The following is a 15,051-nucleotide window of genomic DNA, read 5'->3' on the forward strand; positions in this document are numbered from 1 at the left end:
CGGCCGGGCGAGGCCGTGCCGGAGCTGCTGGCCCGGCTGCACCGGGAGCGGGCCGCGTTCGGCGCCTCCACGGTGGTGGCGCTGCCGGCGGCGGGTCTGTCCGGTGGCGTGCTTGTCCTCATGATCGCCTTGCAGCTCCTCGGTGCCCTCTCTCCGATGGAGGTCGGCTGGGCGCTGCTGCCCGCCGTCGCCGGGGTGGTGCTGGGCTGCCTGGTTCTGCCCGGCCTCGCCGCGCGCGTCGGTCTCGGTGTCGCGGCCGCCGGGGCCTGTGTCGTGTCGGCCGTCGGGTTCGTCCTGCTGAGCCGTCCGGGCGCGGGCTACCGGTTCACGGACGCGTTGCCGCCGCTGTTGCTGATCGCGTTCGGCTGCGGTGTGCTCGCGCTGCCCGTGGGTTTCGCACGGTCCGGGAGCGATGCGCTGCCCCGGGGCCTGAACTCCTCCCGGCAGCTCGGCGCCGGTCTGGGCGCGTCGCTGTTCGCCGGGATCGTCTCAGTGGCCCAGCAGCGGGCGGACGCCCCCGTACTCGCCGGCGGGACGGAGTTCCGGGCCTTCCTCCGGGCGCGTTCCGCGACTGCTTCGAACCCGATACGGCGCGGTGTCCGACCGCCGCGGTGATCGCCCTGCTGACCCTGCCCCGGCGGGTGCCGGAGAGCCGGGCCTCAGCGGCGGCGCACCAGCGGGAACGGGAGGGTCTCCCGGATCGTCAGGCCGGTGAGGAACATCACGAGCCGGTCGACGCCGATGCCGAGGCCGCCGGTCGGGGGCATCGCGTACTCCAGCGCTTCCAGGAACTCCTCGTCCAGCTCCATGGCCTCCGGGTCGCCGCCGGCGGCTCGCAGCGACTGCTCGGTGAGCCGCCGCCGTTGTTCCAGGGGGTCGGTCAACTCGGAGTAGGCGGTGCCGAGTTCCGTACCGAAGGCGACGAGGTCCCAGCGTTCGGCGAGCCGCGGGTCGGTGCGGTGCTGCCGGGTCAGGGGGGCGACGTCGGTCGGGAAGTCCTTGTAGAAGGTGGGGAGTTGGGTGCGTTCCTCGACCAGCCGCTCGTACATCTCCAGGACGATGTCCCCGGGCCCGTCGTCGGCGGTGTACGGCACCCCGGCCCGGTCGCACAGCCGGTGCAGGCGCAGCAGTTCGGAGCCTGGGCCGATCTCCTCCCCCAGCACCTCGGACAGCGCCCCGTAGACCGTCTTGACCGGCCACGGCCCGGAGATGTCGTACTCCTGCCCCTCCTTGCGGGCCACGGGGGAGCCGAAGGCGGCGGTCGCTGCCCCCTGGATCAGCTCGCGGGTGAGGTCGAGCATGACGTCGTAGTCGGCGTACGCCTGGTAGGCCTCCAGCATCGTGAACTCGGGGTTGTGCTTGTAGGAGACGCCCTCGTTGCGGAAGGTGCGGCCCAGTTCGAAGACCTTCTCCAGGCCGCCGACGCACAGCCGCTTCAGATACAGCTCGGGGGCGATGCGCAGATACAGGTCGAGGTCGTAGGCGTTGATGTGAGTGGTGAAGGGGCGGGCGTTGGCGCCGCCGTGGATCTGCTGCAGCATCGGGGTCTCGACCTCGACGAAGCCGCGGTCCAGCAGGCCCTGGCGCAGGGCCTGTACGGCGGTGGAGCGGGCCCGGATCACGGTGCGCGCGGCGGGGCTGGTGACGAGGTCGAGGTAGCGGCGGCGGACCCGCGTCTCGGGGTCGGTGAGGCCGCGGCGTTTGTCGGGCAGCGGGTGCAGGCATTTGCCGGTGAGCTGCCAGGAGGTGACGAAGACGGTGGGCTCGCCCTTGTCGCTGCGGCCGGCGTGGCCGGTGGCGGTGATGTGGTCGCCGATGTCGCAGCCGGTCGTGAAGCGGTCGAGGGCGGCCCCGGCGCCGCTGCGGGTGAGGGCGATCTGGTGATCGCCGGACCAGTCGCGCAGCACGGCGAAGACGATGCCGCCGAAGTCACGGACCAGCATGAGCCGTCCGGCCACGGTGACGTCCGTGCCGGGGGGCACGTCGGCGAGGGCGTGGGTGGGGGCGGGGACTCCGACCGGGTAGGGGTCGGTGCCGGTGGCGCGGAGTGTGTCGAGCTTGTGGTGCCGGACGCGGACCTGTTCGGGCAGGCCCGCGTCCGGGGCGACGGGCCCGGCCTGGTCCCCTCCGTCGAGGCCGAGCGCCGTCAGGGGCGGCAGCCCGTGGGCGGTGGCGGGCTGCTGCCCCGTCTTCGGGTGCCCCTTTCCCCAGAGTTTGCGCAACGACGGTACGGAGACGAAGCCTTCGGCGATGCCGGAGGCCAGGCTGATGCGGGCGAGGGAGGCGGTCTCGCCGTAGCAGATGAACCGCGGGTACCACTCCGGGTGGTATTTGGCGTTGGAGCGGTACAGGGCCTCCAGTTGCCACCAGCGGGAGAAGAACAGCAGCAGGCGGCGCCAGAGCCTGAGGACGGGTCCGGCGCCGATGCGGGCGCCCTCCTCGAAGACGGAGCGGAAGACGGCGAAGTTCAGCGAGATGCGGCGGACGCCCAGCTTGGGGGCGGCGGCGCACAGGTCGGCGACCATGAACTCCATGACCCCGTTGGGCGCGGCCCGGTCACGGCGCATCAGGTCCAGCGAGATGCCGTCGCGGCCCCAGGGCACGAAGGAGAGCAGGGCGAGCAGGCTCCCGTCCTCGCCGAGCGCCTCCACGAGCAGACAGTCGCCGTCGGCGGGGTCGCCGAGCCGGTCCAGGGCCATCGAGAAGCCGCGCTCGGTCTCGGTGTCGCGCCAGGCGTCCGCCTTGTCGACGATCTCCTCCATCTCGTGTTCGGTGAGATGGGCGTGGCGGCGGATGCGGCAGGTGGCGCCGGTGCGCCGGACGCGGTGCACGGCCTGCCGGGTCACCCGCATGTCGCGGCCGTCCAGGTCGAAGGCGGCCACGTACACGATCGCCTCGTCGCCGAGCTCCAGGGCGCCGAGCCCGGCGCGGGCGTAGGCGCGGGCGCCGTCCTCGGAGGCGCCCATCACGGCGGGCACCCAGGCGTAGCGGCGGGCGTGGTCCAGCCAGGCGGCGATGGCGTGCGGCCAGGCCTCGGGGTCGCCGACGGGGTCGCCGCTGGCGAGGCAGACGCCGGCCTCGACGCGGTAGGTGACGGCGGCCTTGCCGCTGGGCGAGAAGACGACGGCCTTGTCGCGGCGGGTGGCGAAGTAGCCGAGGGAGTCCCGTGCGCCGTAGGCCGCGAGGAGGGCGCGGATGCGGGCCTCCTCGTCGCCGTGCAGGGCGGCTTCCAGGCGCTGGGAACGGAACAGCGCGGCGGCCGCGTTGAGCAGGGCGAGAGCGCCGAGCAGACCGAGCAGGAAGGTCACCTTGCGGGGCGGGCGGCCGGTGAAGGAGCTGGGCGGGAACAGTCCGCCGAGCACCCGGTCGGCCGCCCAGACCAGATGCTCGTTCGCCGGCAGCGTGCCCGGGAACAGCAGTACCAGGCCCCAGCCGAGCAGGATGGCAACGGCGAGCCCGGCCAGCAGGACGCCGATGGCCCGCCACAGAGCGCCGCGGCGGGAGGCGGCGTAGAACTCCTTGCGGGCCGCGACGAGCAGGAGCAGCAGCAGGCCGCACAGCACGAAGGACGGCACCGACTGGGCGTACAGGCCCAGGGTCAGGCCGAGCGCGTCGGTGAGGACGAGCAGGCCGAGATAGACGACGACCAGCCACCAGGCGACCTTCTTGCGGGCGGCGATGGCGCCGGCCAGCAGGAACAGGAAGACGGCGTAGGCCAGGTTGGCGCTGATGGGCACCAGCAGCTGGTCGAGGGTGCGGGCGACCGGGCGGAACACCCGGCGCAGCGGTTCGATGAGCGCGAGCAGGGCGCACAGCAGGCCGAGCGCGCCGAAGAGTGTCGCGAAGGCCTCGGGCACCCAGCCGAGCCGCCCGCTCGTGGGCGGGCCGGCCGGGGCCGTGGGGTCCCTCCGGGCGACGGGCTCCGCGCTGGCGGTCATGTTGTCGACTGTAGGAAGGGGGCGCCCGGCTCGCCCGTCGAGACGGCCCCCGGGCCGGTCCCCGGCTGCGGTGGAGGCCTGGTCCCGCGGTGCGGAACGGCCCCGCACCTCCGAAGGAACCGTCGATTCCGATAGCCTCGGGCCGTGACGGAACAGCACGAGCAGCACACCCCCTCGCATGCACGGTTCGAGCGGGGTACGGACGGGCCGAAGGTCATCGTCGTCGGGGTGGACGGCTCCGACTCCTCGCTGCGTGCCGCGGCGTACGCGGGCGGGCTCGCCCGGCGACAGCACGCGCTGCTGGCCGTGGTCTACGTGCAGCCGGTACTGGCGGCCGGGGCAGCGCTCGGGGCGCCGGTGGCGGAGACGACCGACGAGATCGCCGAGGACCTGGTGACCTACATCCGGGAGGCGGCCGAGCGGGTCAAGGGGATATTCGAGGTGCGCTGGGAGTTCCACACCTTCCGCGGCGACCCCTACAACGGCCTGGTCAAGGCGGCCGACGAGCTGAAGGCGGACGCGGTGGTCGTGGGCGCCTCGGAGCAGGCCGGGCACCGGATCATCGGCTCGGTGGCGGTCCGACTGGTGAAGGCGGGACGCTGGCCGGTGACGGTCGTTCCGTAGGGCGCCGCAGCAGCAGCGGGGTCGCGAGCAGCAGGATCCCGGCCGTGGCGATCGCGGTGCGCGGGCTCGTGAGGGCGGCCAGCAGGCCCCACAGGGCGGTCACGGCGGCGGTCGTGGCCTTGCCGGTGACCGACCAGGCGGCGAGGGTACGGGCCACGCGGTCGGAGGGCGTGAGATCGAGGCGCTCGGCGGCGAGTACGGGGCTGAACACGCCGTTGCAGGTGATCAGCCCTGCCTCGGTCACCATCACCACCAGCAGTCCGGGCACGCCGGGGCGGACGAAGGCGAGCCCGATGGACCAGAGGGCGCGCAGCACGCCGGTAGTGAGCAGGACCCGGCGTCGGCCGTAGCGGGTGGCGAGCGGGCGGGCCAGCCGGGAGCCGAGCAGTCCGCCGAGGCAGGGCACGGCGAAGGCGAGGCCGTACTGCCAGGGCGCGAAGCCGAGGTGCCCGAGCATGAGTACCGAGAGCACCGGCGAGACGGCCATGATCAGGGCGTTGTTGGCGAGCGCGTTGAAGAACAAGGGGCGCAGGGCCGGGCTGGTGAGCAGGTGCCGCCAGCCGTCGAGGAGGTCACCGGCGCGGGGTGCGGCGGTGCGCTCCGGCTGGGGCTCGCCGGGTCCGATGGCGCGGATGCCCAGGGCGGAGAGCACATAGCTGACGGCGTCCGCGATCACGGTCGTCACGGGTCCGACCAGGGCGATCGCGGCGCCGCCGAGCGGCGGGCCGAGCACGGCGGCGGTCCAGGTGGTCGACTCGAACCGGCTGGTGGCGGTGAGCCGGTCCGCGGGCGGCACGAGGGCCTTGAGATGGGCGCCGGAGGCGGCGGTGAAGGTGATGTCGGCCGCCGCGACGGTCACGGAGACCGCCAGCAGCTGCGCGAACCCGAGCACGCCGAGCGCGTAGGCGACGGGCAGGGTGAGCAGAGCGGCGCAGCGCACGAGGTCGGCGGTGATCATCACCGGCCGCTTGCGCCGGAACTCCACCCACGGCCCGAGCGGTACGGCGGCCACCGCGCCGACCGCCACGCCGGCGGAGGCGAGCAGGGACACCTCGGCGGAGCCGGCGTGCAGCACAAGGACCGCGATCATCGCGAAGGCGTCGAAGGCGAGCCAGGTGCCGAAGGTGCTGACCGCATACGCCCCCCACAGCCATCCGAACTGCCGGCCCAGCTTCATCCACAACCTCCCGTTGACCCGCGACATGAAAACCGGCAGGCCGCGCCCGGATCAAACAACCGGAGGGAAGGCAGCCACAACCATTGGTTGTGCCGGTAGGCTGACGGCGTGGACCTCAAGGCCGTGCGCACCTTCGTCACCGTGGTGGACGCCGGGCAGTTCCAGGACGCCGCGGACGTCCTCGGCGTCACCCAGCAGGCCGTCTCGAAGCGGATCGCGGCCCTGGAGAAGGAGCTGGGGGTGCGGCTGTTCACCCGGACCCCGCGCGGCACGGTGCCGACCATCGACGGGCAGGCGTTCCTCCCGCACGCCCGGGAGCTGCTGCTGGCCGAGGAGCGGGCCGCGGCCTCGGTACGGCCGGGCCGGCGGGCGCTCAGGGTCGACGTGCTCGGGGCCCGGCTGGCCCCCGCCGGGCTGCTGCGCGCGTTCCACGAGGCCGAGCCCGGCACGGACCTGGACATCGTGACGCTCTTCGACGCCGCCACGGCCGTGGCCGCCGTACGCTCCGGCACGATCGACGCGACCGTCCGCGCGGTCACCACCAAACCGCCCGAGGGCCTGCGAGCTGCCCGGGTGCTGGACGAGCCGGTCCAACTGCTGACCGGTCCGGGGCATCCGCTCGCCGGGGCCCGGTCGGTGACGCCGGTGCAGCTGGCCGGGTACCGGATCTGGATGCCGGGCCTCGTGGACGGCACCGAGTGGGCCGACTACTACGGTTCTCTGGCCGCCGAGTTCGGGCTGACCATCGACTCGGTCGGCCCCAATTTCGGCACCGAGCCGCTGCTCGACGCGGTCGCTGACTCCGCCGAGCTCGCCACCTTCGTCGGCGAGCAGACCCGGCTGGTCTGGCCCGCCGGACACGACCTGCGGCGCATCCCGCTCACCGATCCGACGCCGGTGTATCCGCACTCCCTGGTCTGGGCCGCAGCCAACACCCACCCGGGGCTCGCCGCGCTGCGCACCCATCTCGCCGCCCGCCGCCCGGCCCGCCCCGCCGCCCGGACCTGGACACCGGCCTGGGCCGTGCGTGGCGTCTAGCGTCAAGTTCCCGGCTGAGCCATCATGATCCGCCGTCAGCCGTTTGCCGTCGGCGAAGAGGTGAGGCTCATGGAAAGGCTCCGCGCGGGTGAAGGCATTCTCCGCCGCAAACCCATCGAGCACATCGAGGACACGGAGGTCCACGAGGGCGTCCGGCTGGACCGGTCGCTGGGCCTGTGGCAGCTCACCGCGATCGGGGTGGGCGGCATCATCGGCGCGGGCATCTTCACGCTGGCCGGCACGGTGGCCAACGGCACGGCCGGACCCGCGGTGCTGGTGTCGTTCCTGATCGCCGGTGTGGCGAGCGCCTGTGCGGCGCTGTCGTACGCCGAGTTCGCCGGGCTGATCCCGAAGGCGGGGTCGGCGTACACCTACGGCTACGCGGTGCTCGGCGAGTTCGCGGGCTGGTTCATCGGCTGGGACCTGCTGCTGGAGTACACCGCGATCGTGGCGGTCGTCGCGATCGGCATCTCCGGCTATTTCGGCTTCCTGGTCCAGGAGATGGGCGCGAAACTGCCGCACTGGATGCTGGGGGCGCCGGGCACCGGGGACGGGCACCGGGTCGATCTGTTCGCGGTGATCCTGTGTCTGCTGATCGCCTGGCTGCTGAACCTGGGCATCCGCAGCGCGGCCCGCTTCGAGACCCTCGTGGTGGCGCTGAAGGTCCTGGTGGTGCTGATGGTGATCGGGGTCGGCGTGTTCCACATCGACACGGCGAACTACCATCCGTTCTTCCCGTACGGCGTCGGCGGCGCCTTCACCGGCGCGGCCACCGTGTTCTTCGCGGTGTTCGGCTACGACGCCATGTCGACGGCGGCCGAGGAGTCCAGGGACGCCCAGCGGCACATGCCGAAGGCGATCATCTACTCGCTGGTGATCTCCATGGTGCTGTACGTGGCGGCCTGTCTGGTGCTGACGGGCATGCAGAACTACCGGCACATCGACCCCAAGAGCGGCTTCTCCACCGCCTTCAAGTCGGTGGGCCTGGACCGGCTCGCGGACGTCATCGCGGTGGGCGCGATCATCGGCATCCTCACGGTGATGTTCACGTTCATGCTCGGCGTGACCCGTGTCTGGTTCTCCATGTCCCGTGACGGACTGCTGCCCAGCTGGTTCGCGAAGACGCACCCGACCCGCCATGTGCCGACCCGCGTGACGTGGATCGTCGGGGTGGCGTCGGCCGCCATCGCCGGGTTCGTCCCGATCGGCTCGGCGGCCGAACTGACCAACATCGGCATCCTGCTGGCGTTCGTGGTGGTGTGCACCGCGGTGATCGTGCTGCGCTACCGGCGTCCGGAGCTGCCGCGCACCTTCCGTACACCGTGGATGCCCGTCGTGCCGGCGCTGGGTGTCGTCTTCTCGATCTGGCTGATCACGTTCCTGATGTGGGAGACCTGGGTCCGGTTCGCGGTGTGGTTCGTGATCGGCTGCGCGGTCTACTTCGGCTACTCCTACAAGCGCTCGGCGCTGGCCGGACGGCAGCCCGCGGAATAGCTCGGGCTGATCACTCCCCCATGACCAGGCCGTCCTTGGCGGCGCCGCGGCTGAGCACCACGTCCCGGATGCGGTCGCGCACCCCGTCAAGGGCGGCGGCGCCGTCGGCGATGGCCCGGTTGACGTCCACGACCCGGCCGGCGTCGAGGTCGTACAGCTGCGGGATGAACTCGGCCTTGGTGACCCGCCAGCGTGCGCCCTGCCGCGCGGGCGGGGCGAAGGTGAAGCGGCCGATCGTGGACTCGTTGCCGCGCCCGTCCCGGACGCCCTGGGCGTTGTACATCGCGCCGGCGATCTGGTCGCCCATGCCGTAGATCACCCAGGTGCCGTTGACCTTCTCGTACGCCTGCGGGACATGGGCGTGGGTGCCGAGGATCAGGTCGATGTCCGGGCGGCCGTCGGTGGCGGCGGCGGTGAGGCGCTGGGCGAGGCCGAGCTGCAGCTTGTCCGGCGCGTCCTGCCATTCGGTGCCCCACTGCACCGAGACCACGACCACGTCGGCGCCGGCCTTCCGGGCGGCGCGGGCGTCGGCGATCATCCGCCGCTCGTCGATCAGGTTCACGGCCCAGGGCCGGCCGGAGGGCACCGCGGTGCTGTTGGTGCCGAAGGTGTACGCCAGGTGCGCGACCTTGGCGGGGCCGGCCTGCAGGATGGTGACCGAGCGGGCCTCGGCCTCGCTGCGGGCGGTGCCGGCGTGGCGGAGGCCGGCCTGGTCCATGGCGTCCAGGGTGCGGCGGATACCGTCGGCGCCGTCGTCCAGGGAGTGGTTGGAGGCGGTGGAGCAGCCGTCGTAGCCGGTCGCGACGAGGCCCTGGGCGATCTGTGGCGGTGACTTGAAGGCGGGGTAGCCGGAGTACTCGCCGTCGGCGCCGTAGACGGTCTCCATGTGACACAGCGCCAGATCGGCGCGGGCGACGACCGGTTGGACGCCGGAGAGCATGGGCCGGAAGTCGTAGCCGCCCTCGCCGGAGTCGTAGGCCGCCCGGTCGATGACGGAGGTGTGCGGCAGGACGTCACCGGAGGCGACGAGGGTGAAGCCGCGGGCGGGGGGACCGGACGGGGCCGCGTGCCCGGAGTCCCCCCGCTCATGGTTCTGGCAGGCGGCCGCGGCCGCGAGGACGACGGTGAGGGCCAGGGCCACCTGTTGTCTGCGTCCGATCATCAGCTCACCCCAGGAATGTCGTATTACCCGACAAAGCCGTCACGGGCATATGAGTACGAACCTGGCTCATCAGATAAACAGCCTGGCCGTTGTCCTTAGCCCATCCGGTGCCGTGCCAAGCCGTTCGCCCGGACGTCTGCGCGACGGTTCACCGACGCGATCGAGCGTCCTGTGCGGACCCGTGCGCGCGCTCTGTTCCCCGGCCGCGCCCTGTGCTGCCATACGGCCATGACGGCCGGAACCTCACTCATCCACGGGACCGTGACACCGACCCACCGGACGACGACCGCCGAACACGAACTCGCCGCGCTCCAGCGCGAGCACGGCGGCCCCCTCTTCACCCTGTTGCTCAGACTCTGCGACGGAGACCGGCAGCGTGCCGAGGACCTCGTCCAGGAGACCCTGGTGCGCGCCTGGCAGCATCCCGAGGCGCTGCACGCCGACGACTTCGACTCCGTACGGCCCTGGCTGCTGACGGTCGCCCGGCGGCTCGCGATCGACGCCCGGCGGGCCCGGCAGGCACGGCCGCCGGAGACCGGCGACGAGATTCCCGAGACCGCGCGGGTGACCGCGGATCACGCCGAACGGGCCGCCGCGATGCTCGATGTCCGGGAGGCTGTGAAGACACTCACGCCGGAACACCGTGACGTCCTGGTACTCGTGTATTTCCTCGGGGCCAGTGTGGCGGAAGCGGCGCAGACCCTGGGCGTTCCACCCGGTACCGTGAAGTCCCGCGCGTTTTACGCGCTGCGCGCGCTGCGCCGGGTCCTTCCGGGTTATGCGGCCGACCTGCACTGAAACCGGCCGCAGAGCAAAGCTCTCGCAAAGCGCCTTGCTGTGGCCCCCGTTCGGGCAATGGGCTGTCCTCATCCGCGTTCCGGGCGAGGGCCAGGGCTGCGCTCCGACGGGGTCGGGGCGACGGGTACGTACCGGAGGAAGGGCAGGAAGGGATGCTGCACAGAGGGCACGAGAGCACGGACGGCACCGGCGGCGGTGAACTGGCCGTCCCCATGGCCTGGTTGTACGCCGAGTACATCGCCGACGAGCTGCTGCGCACGGGCGATCTGATGCCGCCGACGTCTTTCGAGTTCCGGGCCGGCCGGGACGCCCTGGCGCTCACCGTCTTCCTGTCCGACACCGACGGGGAGCTGTCCGGGATCCGGGTGATCTCCCAGCTGGAGCACTGGCTGTCGCTGACCGCCTACGACCAGCCGTGGCGGGACTGGGTGCGCGAGCGCATGGCCGAGCTGGCCGACGCGGCCGAGCGGTCCGGCACCCGCTGCCCCGATCTGGCCCTGGCGGCGGACGCCTGGCGCTGGCTGGAGGAGACCGAGCTGCTCGCGCCGGACCTGGACGCGGTGCCGGGCGGCGGTGCGCCGGCCGGAGAGGACGACGGGCCGAAGGTGTGGACACCGGCCTGGCGGCTGGGACTGCCCCTCGGGCACCTCGCGATCCACCTCTTCTGAGGTCTTTCCCGAGGTTTCTCGAAATCCGACCAATCCGCGGGCCGCGCCGCTCCGAATCTCCTCTCCGGGATTCTGTGGTGGCTTGAGTGATTCGGCTGTCGGCTGCGTACGGATGGGTGCACGGAGTAACCCCACCCGCACCCATCGGCACGAGGATTCGGCATGAGGTCCCTGGAAAGGCATCGCGACGTCGGCGCGTACGCGCTCGGCGTGCTGGACGAGGCGGAGGCCTTCCGCTTCGAGGACCACCTCATGGAGTGCCCGCAGTGCGCGGCACAGGTGACCGAATTCGGGTCGGCCACACGGCAGTTGATGCTGTACCGCCGGGCCACGCCGCGCTTTGTGCATCCCCTGGCACAGCCCGGTCCCCGGCTGCTGGACCGGCTGCTCGGCGAGGTCGCGCGCCGGCAGCGGGTGCGCCGCCGCCGCTTCCTGTACGGGCTGGCCGCCTCGGTGGTGCTGGCCGTCGCCGGTCCGGGGATCGTGGCCTTCGCCGGCCACCAGGAGCCGGCGGCCGCGCACGTCACCGCGGCGACGGATCCGCAGACCGGGGTGTGGGCCGAGGTCACGGCCGACGGCGGGGACACGGGCAGCCGGCTGCTGCTGCGGGTGAAGGACGGCACCGGCCCGCACCGGTGCCGGCTCTTGGTCGTGGGCCGTGACGGCTCCGAACAGGTTGTCGGCACCTGGACCGAACGCGGCCACGACACCGGCACCTTCACCGCGCTCGGGTCCTCCACGATGCGACCCGACCAGATCGACCGCTACGAGGTGCGCACCGAGGAGGGGCAGCGCCTGGTGTCCGTCGAGGCGTCGTAGGTCTCACGAGGCGTCGTAGGTCTCACGTCGGCGGTCTCACGTCGTCGGCCGGTCTCACTTCAGCAGGCGGGACAGTCTGCGGTCCGCCAGGGGCTTGCCGCCCGTCTGGCAGGTCGGGCAGTACTGCAGCGAGGAGTCGCTGAAGGAGACCTCGCGGATGGTGTCGCCGCACACCGGGCAGGGCTCGCCGGTGCGGCCGTGGACACGCAGACCGCTCTTCTTCTCGGCCTTCAGCCGGCCGGCGGCCACACCGCGGGAGCGGTCGACCGCCTCGGTGAGCGTGGTGCGCAACGCCGCGTAGAGCCGGTGGGTCTCGTCCGGGGTCAGGGAGGCGGCGAGCTTGAACGGGGACATCTTCGCGGCGTGCAGGATCTCGTCGCTGTAGGCGTTGCCGACGCCCGCGATCAGGGACTGGTCGCGCAGCGCGCCCTTCAGCTGACGTCTCTCGTCCTTGAGCAGGGCCGCGAAGCGGTCCTCGTCGAAGTCGGCGGCGAGCGGGTCCGGGCCGAGCCGGGCGATGCCCTCGATCTGCTGGGGGTCGCGGACGACGTACACCGCGAGGCGTTTCTGGGTGCCGGCCTCGGTGAGGTCGAAGCCTTCGCCTGTCTCCAGCGCCACGCGCAGTGCGAGCGGGCCCTTGCCCGGCTTGGGCGGGCCGTCCGGCAGCCGGTCCTTCCACTGCAGCCAGCCGGCGCGGGCCAGGTGGGTCACCAGGTGCAGCCCGCTGTCCGCCGCCAGGTCCAGGAACTTGCCGTGCCGCAGCACGGCCGTCACCTCGCCGCCCTCGAAGGCGGTGACCGGAGGGTCGTACGTCTTCAGGACGCTGATGGCGACCGGCAGCACCCGTGCCACCCGGCGGCCGACCAGGTGCTCGGTGAGGAAGTCCTTCAGCGCTTCTACCTCGGGCAGTTCCGGCATAGGTCCAGAGTGCCACCCGGTACTGACACCTCCCCCACGGTGAGCCCGATCAGCCGTCGCGACGGAACTCGCACCACACGGCCTTGCCGCCGCCGCGCGCCTCCACGCCCCATACGTCGGCGAGCCGGTCCACCAGGAGCAGGCCCCGGCCGGAGACGCCGTCCTCGCCCGCCTCACGGCGCCGGGGCAGGGCGGTGGAGGAGTCCTCGACCTCGATCCGCAGCCTTCGCTCGCCGTCGTCCAGCGCCCGCAGGGTCACGATCGCGGAGCCCTCGGTGTGCAACAGCGCGTTGGTGATCAGCTCGTCGGCGACCAGCTCGATCTCGTCGGCGCGGTCGGCGGCGCCCCAGGAGCGGACGGCGGCGCGGATCATGTGCCGGGCGTGGGTGAGGGCCTCGGGGTCACCGGGGACGACGTGCTGCTGCAGGCGGCCGCCGGTCCGCGCGGTCTCCGGGGCGCGGCGGCGCAGCAGGAGCAGCGCCACGTCGTCGTCGCCGCCCCGCTCCTCGGCCAGCTGGATCAGCCGGTCGGCAAGCTCGCGCACGTCCTCGGGGCCGTCGGCGACGAGTGCCGTCAGACGCCGCATGCCGTCGTCGAGGTCGGTGCCGGGCTGTTCGACCAGCCCGTCGGTGCACAGCAGCAAGGTCTGTCCGGGGTCGAGTTCGAGGGTGGAGACCGGGTACTCCAGCCGGCTGAACTCGGCGGACAGACCGAGCGGCAGCCCGCCCTCGACCGGGATCCGGCAGCAGGTGCCGTCGCTGTGCCGGATCAGCGGATCGATGTGCCCGGCACGGACCGCCTGCACGACTCCGGTGGACAGGTCGGCCTCGGCGTACAGGCAGGTGGCGAAGCGGTCGGTGTCGAGTTCGTGCAGGAAGACGGAGGCACGGGCCATCACGGTGGCCGGGGTGTGGCCCTCGGCGGCGTAGGCGCGCAGCACGATCCGCAGCTGGCCCATGACGGCGGCGGCGTGGGTGTCGTGACCCTGGACGTCGCCGATGACCGCGCCGACCCGGCCGCCGGGCAGCGGGATCAGATCGTACCAGTCGCCGCCGATGTCCCGGCCCCGGGTGCCCCCGACGGTGGCCGCGCGGTAGCGGACGGCGATGTCGGCGCCGCGGACACTCGGGATGGTGCGGGGCAGCATGGCCTGCTGCAGGCCCTCGGCGAGGTCCTTCTCCTGCTCGTAGAGCATGGCCCGCTGCAGGCTCTGCGCGATGCTGCTGCCCAGCGCGACCAGCACGGCGCGTTCCTCGGCGGAGAAGCCGCGCCGGTCGCTGTAGAGCAGCCCCATCGCGCCGATCGGACGGGCCTGGGCGATCAGCGGCAGATAGGCGGCCGAGGTGATGTGCAGGTCGGTCAGGTGCGGCCACAGGATCGGGTAGCCGTCGGCGAACTCCTCGGGGGACTCGATGAAGCGCGGCACGAGCGTGCGGACGACCTCGCTCATCGGGTACGGCTCGTCGATGCGGTTCACCTGGCTGCCCGCGGGCACGAAGCTGCCCACGGGGGCCTCGGCGACGACGCGGATCCGGCCCGCCTCCACCAGGCCCATCACCAGGCTGGTCGCGCCGAGGCGGCGGATGCCGTGGGTGTCCTTGAGGATGTCGATGACGTCCCGGACGGTACGGGCGTGGGCGAGGGCCGCCGAGACGACCTGGACGATGTTGGTCTGCTGGCGGAACGCCTCGTCCTGGGCGGCCCGCAGGCTGCGTGTCCCACTGTCGGCGAGTTCCTCGGTGGCGTCGCGGACGATGCCGACGACCCGGCGCGGGCGGCCGGTGCCGTCCCGGCGGATGTAGCCCTGGGTGTGGGTCCAGCGCGGGGTGCCGTCGCGGCGGCGGATGCGGAAGTAGGTGCCGTAGTTCTCGCTGCCGTCCTTGATGGCCCGGGCCACGAGCGCGTCCAGCCGGGCCGCCTCGGGCTGCGGCACCCGGACGATCAGGGACTCGGGGCGTCCGTCGTATTCCTCGGGCAGCAGGTCGAACACCCGGTACGCCTGGGCGTCCATGTGGAACAGGCCCGTGTCCAGGTCCCAGTCGAAGGTGCCCATGCGGTTGAGCGCCAGGATCGGGTCCGGGTGGGCGGGCCAGTCCTCCGGGAGTGACATGGCACTCGCTCCCCGATCTGCCATGGGCCCACCTTGCCAGGATTCACCGGATTCTTCGACCTGGTCGTCCGATGGGATCGCGGGCGTGCGGCGGCCGGTGCCGGGGGTCAGCCGCCGGGGAGGGCCGTGAGGGTGTCCGGGGTGCCGTACGGGATCAGTCCGCCGCCAGGCAGGTCGGTGCCGGGCGGGCCGACCCCGTCGAGCGAGCCGATCCCGTACGGCGAGTCCGGGGCGTCGGGCGGATCCGGGGTGAGGCCGAGGGAGGGCGGGCTCCACGGGTCGGCCGTACCGGGGAGCGTGGTGGT

At 72.5% G+C, this 15,051-nt stretch carries 12 protein-coding genes and 1 pseudogene; 7 read left to right on the forward strand and 6 right to left on the reverse strand.

Annotated elements, in window-relative coordinates; genetic code table 11:
- A partial coding sequence (locus tag M878_RS54955) for an MFS transporter (protein WP_023545020.1) occupies window positions 1–615 on the forward strand: 615 nt, incomplete at its 5' end.
- Between the two features lie 44 nt (window positions 616–659).
- Here the strand turns inward: M878_RS54955 and lysX are convergent.
- Window positions 660–3,938 (reverse strand): bifunctional lysylphosphatidylglycerol synthetase/lysine--tRNA ligase LysX, encoded by a 3,279-nt coding sequence (gene lysX / locus M878_RS54960; protein WP_023545021.1) that lies wholly within the window; start codon window positions 3,936–3,938, stop codon window positions 660–662.
- A gap of 144 nt (window positions 3,939–4,082) precedes the next feature.
- Here lysX and M878_RS54965 point away from each other — a divergent pair, with 144 nt between their 5' ends.
- On the forward strand, window positions 4,083–4,562 hold the full coding sequence (locus M878_RS54965; protein ID WP_023545022.1) for a universal stress protein: 480 nt from the start codon (window positions 4,083–4,085) through the stop codon (window positions 4,560–4,562).
- Here the strand turns inward: M878_RS54965 and M878_RS54970 are convergent.
- Complete coding sequence (locus M878_RS54970; RefSeq protein WP_023545023.1) at window positions 4,498–5,739, reverse strand: MFS transporter; 1,242 nt, start codon at window positions 5,737–5,739, stop codon at window positions 4,498–4,500. The two genes, M878_RS54965 and M878_RS54970, sit on opposite strands and share 65 nt — an antisense overlap.
- A 108-nt stretch (window positions 5,740–5,847) precedes the next feature.
- Here M878_RS54970 and M878_RS54975 point away from each other — a divergent pair, with 108 nt between their 5' ends.
- Together M878_RS54975 and M878_RS54980 are read left to right on the forward strand one after the other, a co-directional pair.
- Window positions 5,848–6,777 carry a LysR family transcriptional regulator gene (locus M878_RS54975; RefSeq protein WP_023545024.1) on the forward strand — a complete coding sequence of 310 codons (930 nt, stop codon included), beginning with the start codon at window positions 5,848–5,850 and terminating at the stop codon, window positions 6,775–6,777.
- A gap of 69 nt (window positions 6,778–6,846) precedes the next feature.
- Complete coding sequence (locus tag M878_RS54980; protein ID WP_023545025.1) at window positions 6,847–8,271, forward strand: amino acid permease; 1,425 nt, start codon at window positions 6,847–6,849, stop codon at window positions 8,269–8,271.
- Between the two features lie 10 nt (window positions 8,272–8,281).
- On the opposite strand, the gene M878_RS54985 is transcribed toward M878_RS54980, so the two are convergent.
- Window positions 8,282–9,433, reverse strand: a complete 1,152-nt coding sequence (locus tag M878_RS54985) for a CapA family protein (protein WP_023545026.1) — start codon at window positions 9,431–9,433, stop codon at window positions 8,282–8,284.
- A gap of 228 nt (window positions 9,434–9,661) precedes the next feature.
- Between M878_RS54985 and M878_RS54990 the strand changes: the two genes are divergently transcribed.
- From M878_RS54990 to M878_RS55000, 3 genes are all read left to right on the forward strand, one after another.
- Complete coding sequence (locus M878_RS54990) at window positions 9,662–10,231, forward strand: sigma-70 family RNA polymerase sigma factor (RefSeq protein WP_023545027.1); 570 nt, start codon at window positions 9,662–9,664, stop codon at window positions 10,229–10,231.
- A 152-nt stretch (window positions 10,232–10,383) separates the two neighbouring features.
- The gene (locus M878_RS54995) at window positions 10,384–10,899 is read left to right on the forward strand and encodes a hypothetical protein (RefSeq protein WP_023545028.1); all 516 of its coding nucleotides are present in this window, start codon (window positions 10,384–10,386) and stop codon (window positions 10,897–10,899) included.
- A 162-nt stretch (window positions 10,900–11,061) separates the two neighbouring features.
- Window positions 11,062–11,718: a zf-HC2 domain-containing protein gene (locus tag M878_RS55000; protein ID WP_023545029.1), complete on the forward strand. Its 657-nt coding sequence runs from the start codon at window positions 11,062–11,064 to the stop codon at window positions 11,716–11,718.
- Between the two features lie 54 nt (window positions 11,719–11,772).
- Here the strand turns inward: M878_RS55000 and M878_RS55005 are convergent, their stop codons facing one another.
- The 3 genes and pseudogenes from M878_RS55005 to M878_RS47035 form a co-directional block, all read right to left on the reverse strand.
- Window positions 11,773–12,636 (reverse strand): Fpg/Nei family DNA glycosylase, encoded by an 864-nt coding sequence (locus tag M878_RS55005; RefSeq protein WP_023545030.1) that lies wholly within the window; start codon window positions 12,634–12,636, stop codon window positions 11,773–11,775.
- 49 nt (window positions 12,637–12,685) lie between these two features.
- Window positions 12,686–14,770 (reverse strand): SpoIIE family protein phosphatase, encoded by a 2,085-nt coding sequence (locus tag M878_RS55010; protein ID WP_031224127.1) that lies wholly within the window; start codon window positions 14,768–14,770, stop codon window positions 12,686–12,688.
- A gap of 83 nt (window positions 14,771–14,853) precedes the next feature.
- Window positions 14,854–15,051: pseudogene (locus M878_RS47035) on the reverse strand (hypothetical protein); the annotation flags it as partial.

The sequence above is a fragment of the Streptomyces roseochromogenus subsp. oscitans DS 12.976 genome (assembly GCF_000497445.1).
GTDB classification, from domain to species: Bacteria; Actinomycetota; Actinomycetes; order Streptomycetales; family Streptomycetaceae; genus Streptomyces; species Streptomyces oscitans.

Bases quoted from the DNA above. Each gene is read 5' to 3' on its own strand.
- lysX (WP_023545021.1), bottom strand. From the start codon at position 3,938: ATGACCGCCAGCGCGGAGCCCGTCGCCCGGAGGGACCCCACGGCCCCG.
- M878_RS54970 (WP_023545023.1), bottom strand. From the start codon at position 5,739: ATGAAGCTGGGCCGGCAGTTCGGATGGCTGTGGGGGGCGTATGCGGTC.
- M878_RS54980 (WP_023545025.1), top strand. From the start codon at position 6,847: ATGGAAAGGCTCCGCGCGGGTGAAGGCATTCTCCGCCGCAAACCCATC.
- M878_RS54985 (WP_023545026.1), bottom strand. From the start codon at position 9,433: ATGATCGGACGCAGACAACAGGTGGCCCTGGCCCTCACCGTCGTCCTC.
- M878_RS54990 (WP_023545027.1), top strand. From the start codon at position 9,662: ATGACGGCCGGAACCTCACTCATCCACGGGACCGTGACACCGACCCAC.
- M878_RS54995 (WP_023545028.1), top strand. From the start codon at position 10,384: ATGCTGCACAGAGGGCACGAGAGCACGGACGGCACCGGCGGCGGTGAA.
- M878_RS55000 (WP_023545029.1), top strand. From the start codon at position 11,062: ATGAGGTCCCTGGAAAGGCATCGCGACGTCGGCGCGTACGCGCTCGGC.
- M878_RS55005 (WP_023545030.1), bottom strand. From the start codon at position 12,636: ATGCCGGAACTGCCCGAGGTAGAAGCGCTGAAGGACTTCCTCACCGAG.
- M878_RS55010 (WP_031224127.1), bottom strand. From the start codon at position 14,770: ATGGCAGATCGGGGAGCGAGTGCCATGTCACTCCCGGAGGACTGGCCC.